This window comes from Butyricimonas sp. Marseille-P2440 (assembly GCF_900091675.1).
Taxonomy (GTDB): domain Bacteria; phylum Bacteroidota; class Bacteroidia; order Bacteroidales; family Marinifilaceae; genus Butyricimonas; species Butyricimonas synergistica.
On sequence record NZ_LT594610.1, the window covers coordinates 161932 to 183185 of the forward strand.

A 21254-nucleotide genomic window follows, 5' to 3' on the forward strand; every position below is an offset into this window, starting at 1 on the left:
TTAAAATACTGGGATATGAAGAAGAGATTATATATATTGCTACTGGGACTTGTGGTAGGAGTTGCCTCTTGTTCCGATTGGTTGGATGTCCAGCCTAAAACAGCTATTCCGGCGGATAAATTATTCGAGAGCGAAGCGGGATTTAAGGATGTGTTGACAGGTTTTTACTTGAAAATGGGAAAAACGGAATTGTACGCCAAGAATCTGACATACGGGTATTTGGATGCTATTTCCGGTAATTATGATGAATTTCCGGGAGTGTCTCAATGGAAAGATGTGTATGATTACGATAATGTATGGTTGAAAGTGAAGGATGATATTTATTCGAATATGTATAACGTTATCGCGAATATCAATAATTTCCTGAAATATATAGAAAAGAATAAATCCGTTGTTAAGACCGAGAAGTATTACGAATTGATGAAAGGAGAGGCTTTGGGGCTAAGGGCTTTTTTACATTTTGATTTGCTAAGGTTGTTTGGTCCCGTGTATAGTGTCAATCCCACGGGGAAAGCCATTTCGTATAGAATTAGTTTTGACCAGGAGGCTGCCCCGGTTTTGCCGGCAGAGCAGGTGATCAATCACGTGTTGGCGGATTTGCATGAAGCCGATTCATTGTTGGAGATTGCCGACCCGAAGAATTTTGAATATAACAGGAGTATTAACGCTTTTGAAAATTCCCGGCAAATGCGGATGAACACTTATGCCGTAAAGGCTATGTTAGCCCGGGCGTATTGTTATAAGGGTGATGCCGAGAGCAAACAGAAGGCGTTGGCTTATGCGAGGGAGGTTGTAAACAGTAATTATTTTACTTTGCATGAAGATAATTCTAATCCGGTTTTGTTTGCTGAACATATTTTTGGTTTAAATGTTTATGAGTTGGATAAGTTGTTGGAAGAACAGGGTAATTATAAGATAGAGATACCTCAAGGACAGCTTTCTGATGGGGTTTATATTATGCGTAAGAGAGCTAATTTTAACGAACAGTTTGAAACTGGAAGCAGGGGAACTTTGGATCGTCGGGCGAATGCTTCCGCTTTTAAAGATGTTTCAGGAAGAACCGGTCAAGAATATAAGATTTGTTTGAAATATGACCAGTCGGCTTATACTTCTGCCGTGTCGAGATACGAGGGAAAAAATGTTTTGCCTTTAATCCGTTTACCCGAGATGTACTATATTATTGCAGAATGTGAAACAGATAAGGAGAAAAGTGTCGAGGCGTTGAATACGGTGATGTGGGCTCGCGGGATCGCTTACGAGGACGGGCTTGTTGCCGATGATGCTTATGACCGTTTGGACACGAGGGTAGATTATGACCAAAATCATACGAAGCGGATCAATGAATTGATGAGAGAGTATAGAAAAGAGTTTTTCTCTGAGGGGCAACTGTTTTACTTTTACAAACGGCATAACTATAAAACTTTTTCTTATTGTGTAAAAGAAGACATGTCTGCATTCTATCAATGGCCGTTACCGGATAACGAGAAGACTTTTGGTAATAACAATTAAAATGGATTAGAATGAAAAAATATAGATTTCTTTTATTGGCATTGGTATCGTTTTTCTTGTACGTGGGATGTGAAGAGAATGATATCGCTTTGTATAATGAGACTCCCCGTCTGAATTTTGTTTATAGCAATACAGAGGTTCATTTTGTGGATAGTGATTACGTGAAAGGGCACACGGAGAAGGAGTTGGAGCTGATAGTCGGTTTGCAGGGGGATAGTTTGCGAGAGGAGAGAACCTTTTGTTTGAAGGTACAACCGGATGAAGATTATACCTTAAAGGCTGATGTGTCTTGTGCCGAGAGGTATGTGTTTCCTGCAAACGTGTCAAGTCAGATCGTAACGGTAAAAGTGCGCCGTCCCGAGAAATTAACCGGGGGATCGTCTTGCCAGACAGATGTTTTCTTTGATTTGGATAATCCTTTGTTCCAGTTTGACCCGGGGCGTGAAGATAAAGCGAGTTTACCGATAAGAGTTTATTACACGATAAAGCGCAATGATTGGTATAGTTATTATTGGGGAGATTATTCGGATGCAAAATATTTCTTTATGATGGATTATTTTAAGGCGACGTATGATGACATACCATCGACGAAGGAGGATCGAAATAAGCTTTATGATGCTTACGAGGAGTATAAAAAGAATAATCCTCCTTTATTGGATGAGAATGGAGAAGAGATCGTGTTTAAACATTTTTAAGTGATTGGACTAAAAAATGAAGATTATGAAAAAGAATGTGAATATTGTCAGTTTCTTTTTAGGTGGTTTGCTTTTATTATCGGGGTGTTATGATGATAAAGGTTCTTATGACTATCATGATATAAACGAAATAAGTATAGAATTGCCGGCTTCGGTGAGTGTTCGTTTGAGTAAAGAAAAGCCTGTTGTCGCCGTGATAGAACCGAAGTTGTCTCAGACATTGGCAGAGGAGGAATCTAATTTGACTTACAGGTGGGAAGAGAAGTTAAAAAAAACGGGAGCTTTGGATGAATGGGTTGAATGTGGGCAGGAGAAAACGTGTGAATTGGTGTTTCAACCCACGGATGTTAATACCCGTACCGTGCGTTTAGTTGTTACGGACCACCGGAAAGATGGTACTGAATGGTATCAAGAAATGACTGTGAAACCGATAGTCCCTTATAGTCGTAGCTGGTTTGTGCTTCAACAGGTTGACGGGAGATCTGTCCTGGGTGTGGTTGATGGTGAAGGAAGTGGCGGGGTTGTTATTCGGGATGCTTACAAAAGTGATATGAAACAGGATTTGCCTGTAGAGGGGACTCCTAAATTTTTGTTGACGGATTGGGCTTACGGTACATGGGATAATTATTATTGTAGGCAGCAACCCATGATTTTTGTCGGGACGGATCGGGAGGTACATTTGATGGGTGCCGTTTCTTTCGAACAACTTTACACGTATCGGGAAATGCTTCATATTAAAGAGGTGACGGGAGATAACAATTTCTCTCCAGATTGGTTGATTTCGTTCACGAGTTCACGTTTAGGAGAAGTTGTGTCTGATAACGGGAAATTGTATGCCGCCGCCGCCGATGGTCTTTCCGTGTATTATCCGCTTGTATGGGAGGATGGTCACGAAGAATCGTGTAATGCAACAAAGATAGCATACATGGCGACTTACGGTTTTATTTTCTATGATGAACAAAATCATCGTTTTTTGAGATGTAAGCAATATTATAATGAGAATGATAGTGACTATAATTACTATTTTAGAAAGGGGCGTGAACAGTATTTTTCCCCGTCTAAGGTGATAAAGAACATTGTAGAGATCGGGGAGAATCCCAATGCGGGAAATGTATTTGATCCGAATGACATCGGAAGTGATAAAATTATGATAGATATGAACGGGGTTTACACGAATGTGTTGGCAACGCTTTTCAGTACCTCAGACCATAAGCTTCATGTTTATGATTTTGATAGAAATGGATTTAGTGTCGGCTCGACGGTTGCCAGATGTGTTGGAGAATACACATTCGATGTGCCGGGAGGTATTAGTGTTGACGAGATGAGTATTGCGGCTTCTTATGCTTTTGGTAAGATGTTGTTTGTTGCCGGGGGCAATAAAATTTATAAAGTAGATTTTAACCGTACGGTGCCGAGGGTGACGCTACTTTATGAACATGAAAATGTTTCTGTAAAGATTACCGGGTTGAAATTTAGAAATCCAAATACAGATTGGGGGTATGATAATGATGAGGGAAATTGGGAATGGCTTGGCGCTCCTTATCGTTTGGGTATTTCTTTGGATTATGGTGGAAATGAAGGGGGAATACTTGAATTGAAATTAGCTTCTACGGGAGAGGTTGAGCGTGATAGTGAGGTGTTCGAGTATAAAGGATTCGGGAAGATTATTGATTTCGGGTATAGCGTAAAATTGTAAAGTACACGTCTTGTGACAATCTTTCTTGTTTGCAAGAGATATGGCGAAGTTCGGGAGAACGGTTTACCCGGACTTCGTTGTATTGTTTGTCGAGACGGATTGGGAGGCGAGAAGTTTGAAATAGGATTATGTGGAAAAAGGTCGTGTTTGTTTTGTTGTTTACCGGAGGCGTGTTTTTGCATTCTGCGGCACAACGAGAGATCGGTGTTTTTTTTGATTCCCGGCAGCCGGGGGATTCGTTGCATGTTGTTGGCGGAATGTTCACGACGTATTGCCAGGGAAAACAAATATTTTGGGAAATTCCGGATTCGTTGTTCGGGCGAGATATGTTGGTGACGACGACGATATTGGAAGCGGCAGCCGTGAAGCAAAGAACGGAAAGCGGTCGATACGGGTATTCGGGTGATCTTTTGGGGGCGGCTATCGTGTGTTTCCGGAAAGAGGGGGATAAGGTTTTGTTGGAAATGCCGTTGTGTGACCGGTTTGGAGTGGAGCGGGGCAAGGATGGAATACATCGTGTAGCTCAGCAGCGGGGAGATGCCATGCTTTGCAAGGTATTGCCGGTTTCTGTGAAAACTTCGGGGTCGGTATTGGTTGAGGTGACGGACTTGCTGATGAATAATTCATTGTTCAATTTGGATTCTTATAGTTTGGAATTGACCATGGGCATGAGCGAAAGCGAGAAGAATCGTGTAGAGGAGATAAAAGGATTTCCGGAGAATATACTGATTCGCTCCAAAAGAAGTTTTGCCGTGGAAGATAGGAGCCGGGAATCTGGTTCCGGTTTAGGGGAACGTTATACAACAAGTTGGGAAATCGGGGTTTGTTTGGCACTTTTGCCTCGCCAGCCGTTAGAAATACGTTTGAGAAATCGAAAGGTGGGATATTTTAGTTTTTCGCAAGCTAATTTGGACAAGAATCCGTATGCGGAATCTGTCGTGCCCATCGTGAAGCGGTGGAGATTGGAACCGAAGGATGCGGAGGCATACGCTCGTGGCGAATTAGTTGAGCCGATAAAGCCGATTGTATTTTATATAGACCGGGCAACGCCTTCCCGTTGGGTGCCTTATTTTATTGAGGCAGTGAATGTGTGGCAGGAGGCGTTTGAGCGGATTGGATTTAAAAATGCAATCCGGGGTGAGTTAGCCCCGACTCCGGATGAGAATCCTGAGTTTTCGGAGTATGATTCCCGCTATTCGTTTATCTCATGGAAAGCGTCACCCGTGCGGAATGCTTACGGACCGTCTACGATAGATCCCCGGTCGGGGGAAATTATCACGAGCCACGTGGGGGTGTATAGCAGTGTGTTGGATGTGGTGCAGCAATGGTATTTCGCGCAGTGCGGGGCGGTTGATAGTCTTGGGCGAAAAATGGAAATCCCCGATGAATTGTTGGGCGAATTGGTGAAAATGGTGATTACCCATGAGGTCGGGCATACGTTGGGATTGGAACATAATTTTTTCGGTAGCAGTCTTTATTCGGTGGAGCAACTTCGGGATGACGCGTTTTTGGAAAAAAACGGTATGGGGTCTTCCATTATGGATTATATGCGTTTTAATTATGTGGCGGAAGCCGGGGATAAGATTAGTTTGAGAAATCGTGTTGCCCGAATCGGGGAGTATGATCGTTTCGCGATAGAGTGGGGGTATCGTTATGCGCCGGGTAGGACGGATAAGGAGTTGAATGAATGGGTTGACGAGGAACAGCGTACCCCTGCTAAGCGTTTTGTTGACGCAATGGATTGCAGGGCGCAATCGGAAGATTTGGGGAATGATCATGTGGATTTTAATGCCCGCGGTATAGAACATTTGAAGCGGTTGATGAATATGCACGAGGTGTGGCAGGTGGGCGACCGTCGGTCGTACCAGATTGTGAAATCCCGATTCTTTGGAGTGGTACAGCAGTATTCGTTGTTCGTGGGGCATGTTCTTGGGGATATTGGCGGAAGGTTGAGCATGGAGGGAAATTCAACGGGGATGTATGATTTCGTGGATGTCGGGTATATGGGAAAGGTAATGGATTTTCTTGATCGTTACGTGTTGACGCCTTGCGATTGGTTGTACCGGGATTCTTTGGCAACTCTTGTCGATGAAGATGCCGGGGCGTTGATGAAGAGGTTTTATGAATCGATTATTGAAATTTTGGTTAGAAAGAGTGTGACGATTGCTCAAATTGAAGAAGAGGCTCCCGGTGAGAAATTTGCTTTAGAGGAGTATATAAACGGGTTGCACCGGATGATCTTCCGTGAGTGGGAAGGGAACGTGGAGGTTTCGAGTGCCCGGTACATGATTCAGTCTATTTACGTGGCAGAGTTGAAATCTTTACTGGTTAGAAAGGAATATATTCCTTCGCAGGTACTTGTGGCGTGTCAGGAAGAGATGGAGCGGATCACGAGGGAAGGCAAGGAGTATATGGTCGGTTTGGATGGAAAAGAGAGGATGCGGGTGGCGTTGTTGTTAGCAAGTATGGAGTCTTTACAAAATAATGATTGAGTATGAAAAGAGGGAATAGATTGCTGGTTTGTTTGTTATTCTTTTGCTTGATTGTGGTGAGAGGGTATGGACAAAAACCAATGGTTTTTGATGAGTTTTTTCATGGGACGATGAAAAAACAAGAGGGAATTTTATCTGTGTATCAAGATTCGGCAAGGGTGTATCTTGAGATTCCGGGGAAGTTGCTGGGACGGGAAATTGAAATCAGGGCTCAAATAAACAAGGGGTTTGATATGGTGGCACGTCCGCTGGAGAGTTTGGGGGTGGTGTATATACAAAAGGTGGAGAATGATGTTGTTTATTTGCAACGGCGAATTTTTTCGGAACGTGTTTCAAACGAGAAAGACGAGTTGTATAAGGCGTTGAAGAAATCGAATATGCAACCTGTCGATATCATGTATCCGGTAAAGGCGTATCCGGCGGATGGGAATGGGTACATTATTGATATTACCGAAATATTGAGGACCAAGGATGAATGGTTTAAAGTATCCGGCAGGGGGATAAGGGAGCAGAATGCGTCTTTGGCGAAGGTCTTTGGCGTGCATACGTTTCCTGAAGGCGTGAGTTTCACGATACATCGGATGTATGGATTTGCACCGGAACAGGTTGTGGCGGGAATGTTAGCCCCAAGAGGCTTTTTACCATTGGAGATCGGTTGTGTTATCACGGTGTTGCCGGAACAGGGGATGAGAGAACGTTTCGCGGATAAACGAGTCGGGTATAAGGTGGTTAGCTTTTGGGATTATTCTCAAAATCCTTATCGTGCGGTAAGGGATTCTATTATTCAAAAATGGAATCTTGGAATAGCCGAAAAGGATCGGAAAAAGTACCGGCGCGGAGAACTGGTGGAGCCGTTGAATCCGATTGTTTTTTGCGTGGATACTTGCTTCCCGGGTGCATTTGTGCCTTATATAAAAGAGGGAATTCTGGCGTGGAATACAGCATTCGAGAGGGCGGGGTTCAAGCATGTTTTGCAGGTGAAGATGGCAGATGCAAAAACATGTTTAGTTGAACAGCGTGCTGTGATAGCGTATGATTTGGGAGAGGTCGGGATTAAGGCAGGGCATACTTTTCACCCGAAAACGGGGGAGATTTTGTCTTGTCGTATTAACCTGGGACATGGTTTCCTTGTGAAGGAATTGTCCCGTTATTTGTTGCAATACGGAATGGCGGATGCGAGAATCCGGAAAGACCGTTTCCACCCTGGGGTGGCGGGTGAAATATTGCGGGACAAGGTGATGGAAGCGGTGGGGAGCGTGTTGGGGTTGAAAGAAACGAGTAACCGGTTTCCTATGCGGGAGTTCGTCCCGCGAGTCGGTGATTATGATTGTTGGGCGATAGAATGGGGCTATCGGGAGTCTTTACAGGGGAAGGAGCAACCGGAGTATTCGTTCGTGACAAGCGTGAATTTGAGCGCTTTAAAGTACAGATTGGAGAATATGCGTTCTCTTTATGAATTATTGGATAGTATCGTGTATCCGGATAAAAAGTATGATTCCGGCAAGAGTATTGCGGAGGTGAATGCGGAGGGCATGAAGTTGTACGAGGAGTATTTAATGCAGGTGGTGGCGCATATAGGCAATGGGGGTACAGCCGATGAGCAACATGAGGCTATGGAGGTGTTGAATGAATATCTTTTCAAAGGTGAAAATTATTTCTGTTCGAGATTAATGAAAGAAAATCTGTTGGGAAGGCATCGGGAAGTGTTTATGCAACAGGCAAAGAAGATTTTTCAGAAGCTATTGGCTCCGGAGGTTATAAAAGGAGCCGCTGATGCGGAAAGATTATTAGAGGAACTGGTTTCGATGCTGTTTGGCGATATTGACATGGAGCATACTGTTTCTCGTGGGCAAATGGATATGCAAGTTTTGTGCGTGGATGTTTTGCTGGAATTGATGGAAAAGATGGAAACCGGGAAAGATTTGTACGTTTTTGTCGTGAAACAGGCATTGCAGGAGCTTGGTGAAAGATTGAATGAATTGAAAAATAAGCATAGGGATAAATCGGTAAGAGTGATAAGTAAGTTACTGCTTTCTCGCATGGAAAAGAAATTCGTACTTTGAGATAAACAAATTGTCTGATGTTTTGTTCGCGTGAGAATATTTACTATTTTTGCGTCAAAGAAATGTTTCTTCGGGGCAGGGTGCAACTCCCTACCGGCGGTAATAGTCCGCGACTCCCTTTCGAGGGACTGATTCAGTGAAATTCTGAAACCGACGGTTAAAGTCCGGATGATAGAAGAGATGTTTAGTTGTAATTGATATTATATTAATACAATATAAATAGGTGCCCCGAATGTGTATGCATTCGGGGCATTTTGTTTTTTAGAAAGGAGAACACGTATGGTGAAACAGGAAGATTTGGAGTACATGAGGCGGGCAATAGCACTTGCCGAGCGAGGAGCGGGATTCGTGAATCCGAACCCGATGGTGGGTGCCGTGATCGTGAAGGGGGGAAAGGTGATTGGTGAAGGATGGCACGAGCGTTATGGGGAGTGGCACGCGGAACGGAATGCGTTTAAGAATTGTACGGGAGATGCCCAGGGCGCCACGATGTATGTGACCTTGGAACCTTGTTGCCATCATGGTAAGACTCCGCCTTGCACGGATGCGATCATCGAGCACGGGATAGCCCGGGTGTTTGTCGGGATGCGTGACCCGAATCCTTTGGTGGCAGGTAAGGGTATTGCTTTGTTGAGAGAAGCGGGGATCGAGGTTTGCGTGGGAATGGAAGACGAGGCGATTCGGGAACAGAATAAGGTATTTTTGAAATATATATCAACCCGGCGACCGTGGGTGGCATTGAAGACAGCGATGACGCTGGACGGGAAAATTGCCACGTGGTCGGGTGATTCGAAATGGATCACGGGAACGGAAGCCCGGGCGTATGTCCACGAGTTGCGCCATCGCCTGATGGCAGTGATGGTGGGTATCGGTACAGCCGTGGCGGATGATCCTTTATTGAATTGCCGGATTGAAGGACGGGGAGTGCGCCAGCCGATACGGGTTATCGTGGATAGTAATGCCCGGTTAGGGTTGGAAAGCCAGCTGGTAAAAACGGCAAGAGAGTATCGGACGATCGTGGCTCATACGCGTTTTGCCGTGGAAGAGAAATTGGAGGCTTTACGGAAAGCCGGAGTGGAAACTTTGTATTGCGAGGAGAAGGAGGGACTGGTTGACGTAGACAATTTGCTCGTGTTGCTCGGGCAGATGGGGGTTGATTCCATTTTGTTGGAAGGCGGGGGAAGTTTGAATTATTCTTTCCTGTCGGGAGGCTTCACGGATGAAGTTTATGCTTTCATCGCCCCGAAAATCGTGGGTGGCGAGAAAGCCAAAACCCCGGTTGAAGGTATCGGTATCGACAAAATGGCTGATGCGATTACTCTGGAGCGAACGGACGTGTTATGTCTGGGACAAGACCTGCTAGTGAAGTTTCGAGTTTAAAATTTAAAGTTTAGAATGAAAGGTATTCAATTTCCAATTTTCAATTGTATATCATGTTTACAGGAATAATAGAAGAAATAGGAACAATAAAAGGAATTAAGCGAGGCAACCGGAGCGTGGTGCTGGAGGTGAAGGCGAAGAAGGTGTTGGAGGATTTGAAGGTGGGGGATAGTATTGCCACGAACGGGGTTTGTCTGACTGTGACTTCCTTCAGCGGTGGTAGCTTTTGCGCGGACGTGATGCCGGAAACGATGCAACGCAGTAATTTGGGCGGGTTACATGCGGGCGATCCGGTGAACCTGGAAAGAGCGTTGAGTTTGAACGGAAGGTTGGGAGGTCATATCGTGTCGGGACACGTCGATGGTATGGGAAAGATCGTGGGGAGAGAGAAGGACGAGAACGCTATATGGGTGACGATAGCTACTTCTGCCGATTTGTTGCGGTATATCGTGGAGAAAGGGTCGATCACGATCGACGGAATTAGTTTGACGGTGGTGGCGGTGACGGATAGCGGTTTTACCGTGTCGATCATCCCGCACACGCAAGATGAAACGACCTTGGTGAAGAAGCAGGTTGGTGACGATGTGAATCTGGAGAATGATGTGATTGCCAAGTACGTGGAGAAGTTGATGCGTCCGGCGGCACCCGCGGAGCCTAAAGGCGGGTTGACGTTGGATTTTTTGTTGGCAAATGGTTTTTGAAAATTTAAAATAAAAAATAAAGATATGGAAGATTTCAAGTTTAGTACGATTGAAGAAGCGGTTGCGGATTTGAGAGCGGGAAAGATGATTATCGCGGTGGACGATCCGGACCGGGAGAACGAGGGGGATTTGATTTGTGCGGCGGAGTTTGCCACGTTGGAGAACGTGAATTTTATGGCGTCTTACGCTAAGGGTTTGATTTGTATGCCGATGAGTAAGGCTTTGACGACGAAGTTGGGATTGGAGCAGATGGTGGCGACGAACACGGATAACCATTGCACGGCTTTCACGGTGTCTATTGACCACGTGGATACGACGACTGGTATTTCGGCTCTGGAGCGTTCTGTTACGGCTATGAAAGCAGTGGAGGATGATGCCAAACCGTCTGATTTCCGTCGCCCGGGGCATATGTTCCCGTTGGAGGCAAAGCCGGGAGGCGTACTGGAACGTATGGGACACACGGAGGCTACCGTGGATTTGATGCGGATTGCCAAGTTGAAGGAATGCGGGTTGTGCTGCGAGATCATGCGGGAGGACGGGACGATGATGCGAACCCCGGAGTTAAAGGAGTTCGCGAAGGCACACGGGATGAAGATGATCACCGTGTCGGATTTGATTACTTATCGTCGGCGGACAGAGATTCTGGTGGAGCGAGTGACCGAGGCGGATATGCCCACGAAATACGGTTATTTCAAGGCTTACGGGTACGTGAACAAGATTAACGGGGAGCATCATGTGGCTTTGGTGAAAGGCGACGTGACGGATGGTGAGCCTGTTTTGTGCCGGGTACATTCGGAGTGTTTGACGGGCGACGTGTTCGGTTCTTTGCGTTGTGATTGCGGCGATCAGCTTGCTGAGGCGATGCGGAGAATCGCTGAACGCGGACGGGGCGTGTTGTTGTACATGCGCCAAGAAGGACGTGGAATTGGGTTGATAAACAAGTTGAAAGCTTATCATTTGCAGGACGAGGGGATGGATACGGTGGATGCTAACCTGGCTTTGGGCTTTAAAGCCGATTTGCGGGAGTATGGTACCGGAGCGGAGATTCTTGCTGACTTGGGTGTGAAGAAAATGGTATTGATGACCAATAACCCGTTGAAGATTAACGGGCTGATGGGATACGGCATCGAGATCGTGGGGCGCGAACCGATCGAGATGACGTGCAACGAGAAGAATGAATTTTACATGTACACGAAGTACAAGAAGATGGGGCATATCCTTCACGTGCGTGAACGGGATGAGGTGGAAAGATTGAAAGAAGAATTGGAAAATAAACAATAAATATAAAGGACATGAATTTACTCGAAGGAAAATTATTAGCAGAAGGACAACGTATCGGTATTGTTGCCGGACGTTTTAACGAGTTTATTACCAGTAAATTGTTAGGCGGAGCGGTAGACGCTTTCAAGCGTCACGGTGGTGACGAGGCGAATATTGATTTGGCATGGGTGCCGGGTGCATTCGAGATCCCGCTGGTAGCAAAGAAAATGGCAGAAACGAAAAAATATGATGCCGTGATTTGTTTGGGTGCCGTGATCCGTGGGGCTACCCCTCATTTCGACATGGTGGCAAACGAAGCAACCAAAGGCATCGCTAACGTGGGATTGCAAACCGGAGTGCCGATTATCTTCGGTGTCCTAACGACCGACACGATAGAGCAGGCTGTTGAAAGAGCCGGAACAAAAGCCGGGAACAAAGGTTTCGAGGCGGTAACCACGGCTATCGAGATGATTAATTTGCTGAAGCAGATTTAAAAGGTTCGTAAAGTTTATAAGGTTTATAAGGTCTGTAAGGTCATAAGTGACTTTATGAACCTTATAAACTATTTTTTTCGGAAAAGACAAAACAATAGTTCGGGGTAATTGGCGAAACGAAGGCGGAGTTGTTGTATGCCTTTACGTAGTAATGTTTTCACGGTATTGATGGAGATATGCAATTCGTCGGCAACCTCCTGGTATTTCATGCTCTTACTGAAAATGCAGACGATGATGCGTTGGGTTTGTGTTGGGAGAAGGGATAGTTCTTTTTGTACATCTTGGAAAACTTTTTCATCGTATTGTATTGTTTCTTCGAAAAATATGTCTTGCTTGATGATGTCAATATTGTGTTGTACAACATTTTTTTTCTCTAACCGGTCGAGGCAGGCATTACGGACAGAGTTAAAGAGATAGGACTTGACGGCTTTTTCTTCGGTGAAGTAATTGTTGTGTTTCTCCCAAAAATGCATAAATATATCCTGAACAACGTCTTCGCTATCTTCTCGTGTATGCAGAAACGTCAAGGCGTAAAGATGGAGTTGCTTGGCGTATTTGTTGAATAGATAATTTATGTCATTGTTTGAAAACGCAGGGTTCATGTCTTAAATATTTGTGACCAAAATTAAGTTGTCCGTCCGAATAATGCAAGGAAATGTTTAGTTATGTTATCGTTTCACTCTTTTTTTATTCCAATGTTGCTGTAATTTTTTACGGTTAATTCTTTTTGGGCTTTACTCTGAAGCTTGAGTGGGATAAAAATTTTTGAAAAAAAATAGAAAAATGAGTCACCCGTTTTCGGCTTTTCCCGTTTTTGTTGTAAAATCTTAATACATGAATAAATTGACAGATCATATTGTGGAACAAATCATCGCTTTTTATTTGGAAAGACTTTCCGAAGAAGAAAGAGGTGAATTGGAAACTTGGGTAAACGAGAGCACGGAGCACCGGGATATTTTCCGGAAGGTGTTGCGGGTGTGCCATCGATTGCAGTTAGTCATGATGGATGAAGAGGCGAAGCATATACGTGAATTGGTGTTGAGGGAATGTTGTAACCGTTCCCGGGGAAAACGTCGGCGTGTATTGCATTGGCTCGGTTACGCGGCCATGCTTGTGGTGATGTTAGGGGGCGGTCTGGTGTATTATTGGACGACGCGAGTGATGGAAAACACGAATGCGGGGCAACAAGTTTGTGTGTCGGGGGTGAAATCCGGAGAGCGGGTGGCTGTATTACAACTGGCTTCCGGTTCCGAGATTGTTTTACGCGAGGATCGTTTTTTGGAAGTGGATTTGGGGGAGGGGATGGTATTTCAGCAGGATTCCGTGTTGTCTGTCGATTCCTTGGGAACGGGAGAGAAGGTCGTGTTGGCAGATACGGCAATGAATATCGTGCGGGTACCGAAAGGGGGGGAGTATAAATTGACGTTGGCGGATGGCACTTCTGTGTGGTTGAATTCCGGGTCGGCAATGCGTTTCCCCGCTCGTTTTTCGGGAAAACAACGGGAGATTTATTTGGAAGGGGAGGCTTTTTTTCAAGTGAAAGCCGATACAGCTTATCCTTTTATCGTGAGGACCGGGGGAACGGAGATCCGGGTTTTGGGAACTTCGTTCAACGTGATGAATTATGTGGATGAGGCACGGGTGGAAGTTGCCTTGTTGACTGGGAAGGTGGATTTCAGGGATTCTTTGATGGAAGAAGGTTTGAAAATGATGCCGGGCGATGTGGTTCGTATGAACAAGGATGATCGGAAGGTGACGGTTACCCGGGAGGACGTTGCTTTGGTTGCGGCTTGGCGGGAGGGATACTTCTATTTCGATAATATGCCGATGGAAGAATTGGTCGTGAAATTGGCACGTTGGTATCAGGTTGATTTTCTTTTTGCCACGGAGAAGGCAAAGCGGATGTGTTTCACGGGTGCAGTAAAAAAACACGAACCCTTGAAAGAGGTGTTGGATCTTATCGAGAAAACGGGTGATGTCCGATTTATTGATTTGGGTGGTAAAATTAAAATATATCAAAAATAAAACCCGGAAAGTGGTTGCGACACGTTCCGGGAGTGAGTTAACCGTAATTTTTATTAATTAATTCGTTTACAAAGTTATGAATAAAAAACGAAAAATGTTGCTTGTCGTGCGCGACAAGTTGGAAAAAAGTTGCTTGATAATGCGGTCGAGCCTTTTATTATTGTTCGTTTTCTTTGCCGGATTGATGGCGCATGCCCAAGAGGTAAAGAAAACAATAACGCTTTCGGGTGAATATTCCGTGAAGGAGATATTTGCCGAAATCAAAAAGCAGGCGAATTACACCGTGGTGTACAATAATGAACGCCTTGACGTGGGGCGCCGCCTGAAAGTCGATTTCAAGGCTACCGCATTGAATGCCGTTATGGATAAGGTGTTGGAGGGTACCGGATTGGCTTATGCTTTCGAGAAAGAATTTATCGTTTTGTCCAAGAAGAAAGAAACAAAAGAGGTGAACCTTGTAGAGGTGAAGGGAAAGGTCGTGGATGAAAAAGGGGAACCCATTGCGGGAGCTACTATTGTTGTTTACGGGACTTCGCAGGGGGTGGCTACGGATGCTGACGGACGTTATACCTTGCGGATGGTTCCGGATGGCGTGATTGAAGTTTCTTTTATCGGTTACAAGAAAGAAACCATTCCTTTAAAGGGAAAGACCATCATGAACGTTACCCTGCAACCGACTTCCGAGAATATCGAGGAGGTGCAAGTCGTGGCGTTCGGAGCCCAGAAGAAGGAAAGCGTGGTGTCTGCAATCACCACGATCCGCCCGATGGATTTGAAGTCATCCAGCTCGGACCTTACCTCCCAGTTAACCGGTAAGATCGCCGGTATCATCGGTTGGCAAACCGGCGGACTACCCGGGGCGTTGACCGAGGAAGAGATGAACACGAAATTCTATATCCGGGGTATCAGTTCTTCCAGCGGTGTTTCGGAGCCTTTGGTGTTGATCGACGGGGTGGAATCTTCCCGTTTGGACTTGGCTCGTATGGCACCCGAGGACATCGAGAGCTTTTCCGTCTTGAAAGATGCTTCCGCTACGGCAATGTACGGTGCCCGCGGTGCCAACGGGGTCATCCTCGTCACCACGAAGAAAGGTGAAGCAGGAAGTGTTTACACCTCCGTGCGTTACGAGGCGGTGTGGTCCATGCCTACCGATAATATCGATGTTGTTGACCCGCAAACATATATGCGAATGTACAACGAGGCGTTGTTAAGCCGGAACCCGAAGGCAAGCCCTGCTTATTCCCTGACGAAAATCGAGCGCACGGGCGATCCCCGTTATCCGTCGTGGGTGTATCCTGCCAATGACTGGTATGATATCCTGTTCAAGAACTTTTCCGTGAATCATCGTGCGGGTATCAATGTGCGGGGTGGTTCCAACGTGATGCAGTATTATGCTTCCGTGAACTATACCTATGATTCCGGTATGTTGAAAACGGACCGGTTGAACCAGTTCGACGTGAACATCAGCAATTCCACGGTCGCTTCCCGTATCAATTTGAACGTGAACTTGAATGCCGGGATCCAATTGTTGGTGAATACCTCCTTTAACGTGGACCAATACCACGGGCCGGCGCAGGATATGACCAGTGCTTACTCGTTGGCGTTCAACGCTTCCCCGGTAAATTTCGCTCCCATGTACCCGGCGGACAAAGCGACCAGTTGGCCGCACTTGCGTTTCGGGTTGAGTCCCGGGCGAGATGTCGTTAATCCTTATGTCATGGTACAATTGGGATACAAGGACCGCGGACGTTTTTCCCTGACTTCCCGGGCGGAATATATCCACAACTTGTCTTCTTTGCTTAGAGGGTTGGAATTACGGGCAAGCGTTTCTTACTCCAAAACTTCCAACGAAGAAACGTTGTACCAAACAATGCCTTTTTATTATTATCTTGATGTTGATGGGGGGGCTTACAATTTCGAAACGGGAGAGCACACCTTGGTCAAGACCCCGGGAAGCATGTCTGGACGGAGAACTGTGGAACTTAAAAATAGTAGTGCGGCAACCACGTCGAAATGGGTGTACGAGGGGCGTTTGCAACACACGGCTGCTTGGGCGGACCACCAGACTTCATTGATCGCCGTGTTCCAAGCGATGCAATCCAGTTCGACACCCAGTGGGGATTTGTTTTCCAGTATCGAGCACCGTAACCTTTCCTTCTCCATGCGCGGTAGTTACGGATTCAAGGACCGTTACTTCTTAGAGAGCAGTTTCGGGTATAACGGTTCCGAGCGGTTCACCAAGAACAACCGTATGGGATTTTTCCCGTCCGTGGGTGGAGCCTGGGTGATCTCGAAAGAGAATTTTATGCAGGGAGTCAGCCAACAGGTGTCTTTCCTGAAATTGCGGGCATCTTGGGGAAAGGTTGGGAACGACGGTATCATCGCTACACCCCGTTTCGTCTATATGCCGCAGATTGGGGAAACCGGTATAGGTTCCGGGGCTTTTCCGGAACCCGGAATCAACCAATCGTTTAGCCGTAAACAAATTGTGAACTACGGGGACCCGGACGTGAAATGGGAGATTTCTGAGCAAATCAACTTGGGATTGGAGACCCGCTTCTTCAAGGATTTGTTGGAGCTGAACGTGGATGTGTACCAAGAGATCCGGCACAACATCATCGAACGCCGCACGGTGATTCCCGCAAATATGGGTATCGAGATCGCTCCTTTGGATAACATGGGTAAGGTGCGCGCCCGCGGGATTGATTTGGCGGCTAAAATACAGCATTCTTTCTCCCCGGATTTCTGGGTGATTTTGAACGGAACATTCACGTATAACAAGGCTGTCTATAAAGAGTTGGAAGAGGCCACGGACAAACCGCGTTACCAGTGGAAAAAAGGGCACGAACTGTCGCAGCAGATCGGTTATATTGCGGAAGGGTTATTCCACGATCAGGCGGAGATCGATAATGCGCCCGCCCAACCGGGAGCCCAACCCGGGGATATCCGTTATCGGGACGTGAACGGGGACGGCTCCATTGACGTGGAGGACGCCGTGCACATCGGTTTCCCGGAAACCCCGCGGATTGTTTACGGGTTCAGCGGTTTCCTCAATTACAAGAATTGGGAGTTCAACTTTGCCTTCCAGGGTTCCGGAAACCGGGGATTCTTCATGAACCCGAGCGCCCTTTCGCCGTTTACGAACGACCATGCCATGTTGAAGAAGATCTACGATAGCCACTGGACCCAGGAGAATATGGCGGACCGACCCTTCTGGCCCCGCCTCTCCACGCAGGATATTTCCGTGAACAACCCGCAGGAGGGATGGGGCGTGGATGCCAAAAGCGTGGAAACCCGCAAGTCAACCTATTTCATGCGGGAGTGCAGTTTCTTGCGGTGTACTTCCTTGGAATTGGCGTACAACTTGCCGGTGAACCTGAAAACCAAATTGCGGTTGCAGAACGTGAAGTTCTTCGTGCGGGCAAACAATCCGTTCGTGATTTCCAATTTCGATTTATGGGACGTGGAGCTGGGGGAAAACGGATTCAATTACCCGATACAGAAGACCTATGCGGTGGGTGTTAATGTTAGTTTTTAATTAAATACGATAATACGATGAGAAAACAAATAGTAAGTGTATTGTTGTCTTTGTTCTTGTTTACCGGTTGCGATAGCTGGCTGGATATTGTTCCGGAAGAGGATATGACAACGATTGATACGGACTTCGAAACGCGTGATCAAGCATATACATGGTTACAAAGTTGTTACGTGTTTTTACAGAAGGCAATTGCCTGCGTGGAGAGGAATGAATATGTTGTTGGTTGTGATGAGACGGTGTATGGTTCTTATCTGTTCAATTATGAGGATATGTTCCCTGGTATATACATTTCCACGGGTTTGCAAAATTCATTGAACCCTTATGCAGATAGATGGATTGCCAAAGAGGTCGGTTACAACGAAGAAGGACGTTCAGATTATTACACCGCCATCAATTTGTGTAATATCTTTATCAACAAAATTGACCAAGTATATAACATGGACCGCAAGGAAAAAGCGGAATGGAAAGCCGAAGTGCAAGCTGTAAAGGCATATTATTATTTTGAATTGATTCGCCATTACGGTCCAATTGTCCTGATGGACGAAAATATCGACCCGAATGCAAGCATTGATGTATTGAAACAACCTCGTAGTCACGTGGATTCTTGTTTTGCTTCCGTGGTGCGGCTTTGTGACGAGGCGGCATTGGTATTGCCTTTTTTTAACGAGCAGGAAACAGATCATCATAGTTATTTCAATAAAGAAGCAGCGTTGGCGTTGAAAGCACGGGCGTTGCTTTACCAAGCCTCTCCGCTTTTTAACGGGAACCCGGATTATGCGGCATTTACCAATAAAAACGGGGAACCGCTTTTTAGCGTAACCGAGGATAAGGAGAAATGGAAACGTGCCGCAGAAGCCGCAGAAGCTGCTATCGCAGCCTGTCGGCAAGGGAAAAAACAACTCGTGGATAATTTGGCGGGAAAGACGGATTTGCAAACTCACATGCTGAATATTGAAAATTCGATTGCGACCTGCAATTTTACCAGTGACGAGGTGTTGTGGATGGTGAAAAATTTGGGAGGGGATGCCAATTATATGTGGAAGTGGATCTTGCCTGATTTGAATTCAGACTCATATCATAGGTTGCCAGGGACGGTCATCAGCCCGAGCCTAAAGATGGTCGAGATGTTCTATACGGCGAATGGTTTGCCCTTGGAGCAAGACCCCACGTATTCAAGTAACTGGTATTCTTTGGTACAAGAATCGGATCCCGCTTACACGGATGTGGTAGCGCTGAACGAGGATATTTTGTTGCTGCACACGAAACGGGAACCTCGTTTTTATGCCTCCATTGCGGCAGACCGTTGTTTTTGGCGTTTGGGATCAAGAAATAACCAGAATTATAAAGTGACTGCCTACCAAGGGGAAGATTTCGGGTTAAAGGCAAAACGTGTGACTTCGCTTGTGCCCGAGAACCTAAGTGGTTATTGGATAAAAAAATGGACCTCCTCCAAGGTTGATTTGTTTAATTATAAAAGTGGATTTCAGGCTTTGGGCGAAAGCCCTTTCCCGATGATGCGTGTTGCCGAATTGTATTTAATCGCGGCAGAAGCGTGGAACGAATACGAGGGGGCGGGCAAGAATGCTTATCGTAACCTGAATGTCATTCGTCATCGTGCCGGAATTCCGGACGTGGAAGTGTCTTGGGAGATGGCAAGGGATAAAGGTAAATACAAAGATCAAAAAGGTCTGCGTGAGATTATCCGGCAGGAATGGAATATTGAATTTGCCTTCGAGGGCTACCGTTTCTGGAATGTCCGCCGGTGGAAAACGGCCCCGGTGGAGTTGAACGAGAAGTTGTACGGTTGGAATGTGACCGGCAACACGGCTCAAAAATTCTATAATGGAGGCCGCCCTATCGTGGTGAAATCGGATAATAAATTTGTTGCCCCGCGGGATTATTTCTGGCCTATCCGGAGCGAGGAGGTGCTGATTTCCGGTTGTAGACAAAACTTAGGTTGGTAATGTTGGTAAACAAAGTAAAAATGTAACATGATGATACGAAAATTATTTTTTGCATTCTTGATGATGGCTTGCTTGGGAGCTTGTAACGATGATGACGATTCGCGTTTTGGCGTTCCCACTGAATTCCGGGAAATCAACTTTAAACCCATCCCGGGTGGAGCGGTGATGCGTTATTATTTGCCGGACCAGAAGGATATTTTCGGCGTACAGGTGCGTTACACCGATGCGTGGGGCGAAAAGCAAGTGAAAAATGCTACTTACCTGTCCGATTCGCTTGTTCTGGACGGATTCACGGAAGCGCAAGCTGCTGTGCCGGCGCAGGTTACTTTTTTCAACCGGGATATGGAGGAATCCGAACCAATGGAGGTGACGTTCAGCACGGAGAAATCCGCCACGGTGGCCGTTTTTGACGAGTTGGTCGTAAATCCATACTGGGGAGGATTTAACGTGGTTTACGATGCGCCATATATGGTGAACGGGATGATCCATGTGTTTTATATCGGGACCAATCCCCTGACCCATGAACCAGACTCCATCCTGTTGTCCAGCATTCCGATCTCCGAAGGGGGGGATACGTTGAATTTTGTGCTGCAACAAAGTATGGATTTCGTGGATGTGGTGGTGAGAACCGATTCGTATAGCGGGAAATTCGTGAAACAACGGGTTGTTGAAAAATTGCCTTGCTTGAGTATGGATACTTTGCGAGGGACCGATTTCGATTTGCGATTCACGGGAAACATTGTGGAGAGTGAAGAGTTCCAGTTCGGGATGCAATATCTCTCGGATGGGGATAAGCAAGGAGTTAATTACTGGAGAAATCTTCGCAAAGGAGATGCAGAAAAGTACGCAACTTTTATGGCGGGTCCGGATGCATTTTGGCATGCGGAAAATCCTGAGCAGAATCGTTTTATCGTAGATTTACGGGAGCCTAAGGTGCCAGCCGCAATAAATTTGTATGCCTTTTTATATTATAAAACTTGGTATCCATATCAATATATAGATCCCCAGTATTTGGTTGAATTGTGGGATGGCAGTTACGCTTCTCGTTTGCCGTCGAAAGTGAAGATTTACGGGACGAATGAAGACCCCCATATGGTATCTTTAAATTCTTGTACGCTTTTACATACCGTGAATTCGGGTAAAAAGTTTTATGAATCTTGGGCCCATCTTACGGATGAGTATTCCCAGGATAATATCAATATTTGGGGATGGTCGGACAGTTGGAAAAGTAAAACGCAAAAAGAGATTGAGACTGCTGATCCGGTCGTGTTGCACATGTTGTGCAATTATTCCGGTGAAAAATACCGGTATTTGATATTGGTTGTTGAAGATACATTTGACGGGGGAATGAAGTTAGGTGCGAATCTGCATGAATACATTACGATTAACGAGTTGGAAGTATGCGTGAAAGAGGAAAACAAATGACAGAAAGACGTG

The 21254-nt window shown here is 45.9% G+C and carries 14 protein-coding genes and 1 riboswitch; of the genes, 13 read left to right on the forward strand and 1 reads right to left on the reverse strand.

The genetic code is table 11. The features are described 5' to 3' along the window. Positions 1 to 15: 15 nt before the first annotated feature. From BN8899_RS11710 to ribE, 9 genes are all read left to right on the forward strand, one after another. Complete coding sequence (locus BN8899_RS11710; RefSeq protein WP_065219570.1) at positions 16 to 1509, forward strand: RagB/SusD family nutrient uptake outer membrane protein; 1494 nt, start codon at positions 16 to 18, stop codon at positions 1507 to 1509. Between the two features lie 11 nt (positions 1510 to 1520). Beyond that, positions 1521 to 2204 carry a DUF4843 domain-containing protein gene (locus BN8899_RS11715; RefSeq protein WP_065219571.1) on the forward strand — a complete coding sequence of 228 codons (684 nt, stop codon included), beginning with the start codon at positions 1521 to 1523 and terminating at the stop codon, positions 2202 to 2204. A 25-nt stretch (positions 2205 to 2229) separates the two neighbouring features. After that, entirely contained in the window at positions 2230 to 3900 is a 1671-nt protein-coding gene (locus BN8899_RS11720; protein ID WP_187376881.1) for a PKD-like family lipoprotein, read from the forward strand. A 128-nt stretch (positions 3901 to 4028) separates the two neighbouring features. Beyond that, complete coding sequence (locus BN8899_RS11725; RefSeq protein ID WP_065219573.1) at positions 4029 to 6392, forward strand: zinc-dependent metalloprotease; 2364 nt, start codon at positions 4029 to 4031, stop codon at positions 6390 to 6392. 2 nt (positions 6393 to 6394) lie between these two features. Beyond that, entirely contained in the window at positions 6395 to 8455 is a 2061-nt protein-coding gene (locus BN8899_RS11730; RefSeq protein WP_065219574.1) for a DUF5117 and DUF5118 domain-containing protein, read from the forward strand. Positions 8456 to 8517: 62 nt separating this feature from the next. Then, positions 8518 to 8639: riboswitch (FMN riboswitch) on the forward strand. 95 nt (positions 8640 to 8734) lie between these two features. Next, positions 8735 to 9835 carry a bifunctional diaminohydroxyphosphoribosylaminopyrimidine deaminase/5-amino-6-(5-phosphoribosylamino)uracil reductase RibD gene (ribD, locus tag BN8899_RS11735; RefSeq protein ID WP_065219575.1) on the forward strand — a complete coding sequence of 367 codons (1101 nt, stop codon included), beginning with the start codon at positions 8735 to 8737 and terminating at the stop codon, positions 9833 to 9835. Between the two features lie 53 nt (positions 9836 to 9888). Continuing rightward, positions 9889 to 10536, forward strand: a complete 648-nt coding sequence (locus tag BN8899_RS11740) for a riboflavin synthase (RefSeq protein ID WP_065219576.1) — start codon at positions 9889 to 9891, stop codon at positions 10534 to 10536. 24 nt (positions 10537 to 10560) lie between these two features. Continuing rightward, the gene (locus BN8899_RS11745) at positions 10561 to 11817 is read left to right on the forward strand and encodes a bifunctional 3,4-dihydroxy-2-butanone-4-phosphate synthase/GTP cyclohydrolase II (RefSeq protein ID WP_018337316.1); all 1257 of its coding nucleotides are present in this window, start codon (positions 10561 to 10563) and stop codon (positions 11815 to 11817) included. A gap of 11 nt (positions 11818 to 11828) precedes the next feature. Then, complete coding sequence (gene ribE, locus BN8899_RS11750) at positions 11829 to 12290, forward strand: 6,7-dimethyl-8-ribityllumazine synthase (RefSeq protein ID WP_018337315.1); 462 nt, start codon at positions 11829 to 11831, stop codon at positions 12288 to 12290. A gap of 68 nt (positions 12291 to 12358) precedes the next feature. Here ribE and BN8899_RS11755 read toward each other — a convergent pair whose 3' ends face one another. After that, on the reverse strand, positions 12359 to 12892 hold the full coding sequence (locus tag BN8899_RS11755) for an RNA polymerase sigma factor (protein WP_065219577.1): 534 nt from the start codon (positions 12890 to 12892) through the stop codon (positions 12359 to 12361). Between the two features lie 232 nt (positions 12893 to 13124). On the opposite strand from BN8899_RS11755, the gene BN8899_RS11760 reads away from it, so the two are divergent. The 4 genes from BN8899_RS11760 (at position 13125) to BN8899_RS11775 (ending at position 21242) form a co-directional block, all read left to right on the forward strand. Beyond that, positions 13125 to 14315: a FecR family protein gene (locus BN8899_RS11760; RefSeq protein ID WP_065219578.1), complete on the forward strand. Its 1191-nt coding sequence runs from the start codon at positions 13125 to 13127 to the stop codon at positions 14313 to 14315. A 76-nt stretch (positions 14316 to 14391) separates the two neighbouring features. Next, positions 14392 to 17853, forward strand: a complete 3462-nt coding sequence (locus BN8899_RS11765) for a TonB-dependent receptor (RefSeq protein ID WP_231932335.1) — start codon at positions 14392 to 14394, stop codon at positions 17851 to 17853. A 17-nt stretch (positions 17854 to 17870) separates the two neighbouring features. Further along, the gene (locus tag BN8899_RS11770) at positions 17871 to 19817 is read left to right on the forward strand and encodes a RagB/SusD family nutrient uptake outer membrane protein (protein WP_065219580.1); all 1947 of its coding nucleotides are present in this window, start codon (positions 17871 to 17873) and stop codon (positions 19815 to 19817) included. Positions 19818 to 19844: 27 nt separating this feature from the next. Next, positions 19845 to 21242, forward strand: coding sequence for a DUF4959 domain-containing protein (locus BN8899_RS11775; protein WP_231932336.1), 1398 nt, complete (start codon positions 19845 to 19847; stop codon positions 21240 to 21242). Positions 21243 to 21254 lie beyond the last annotated feature (12 nt).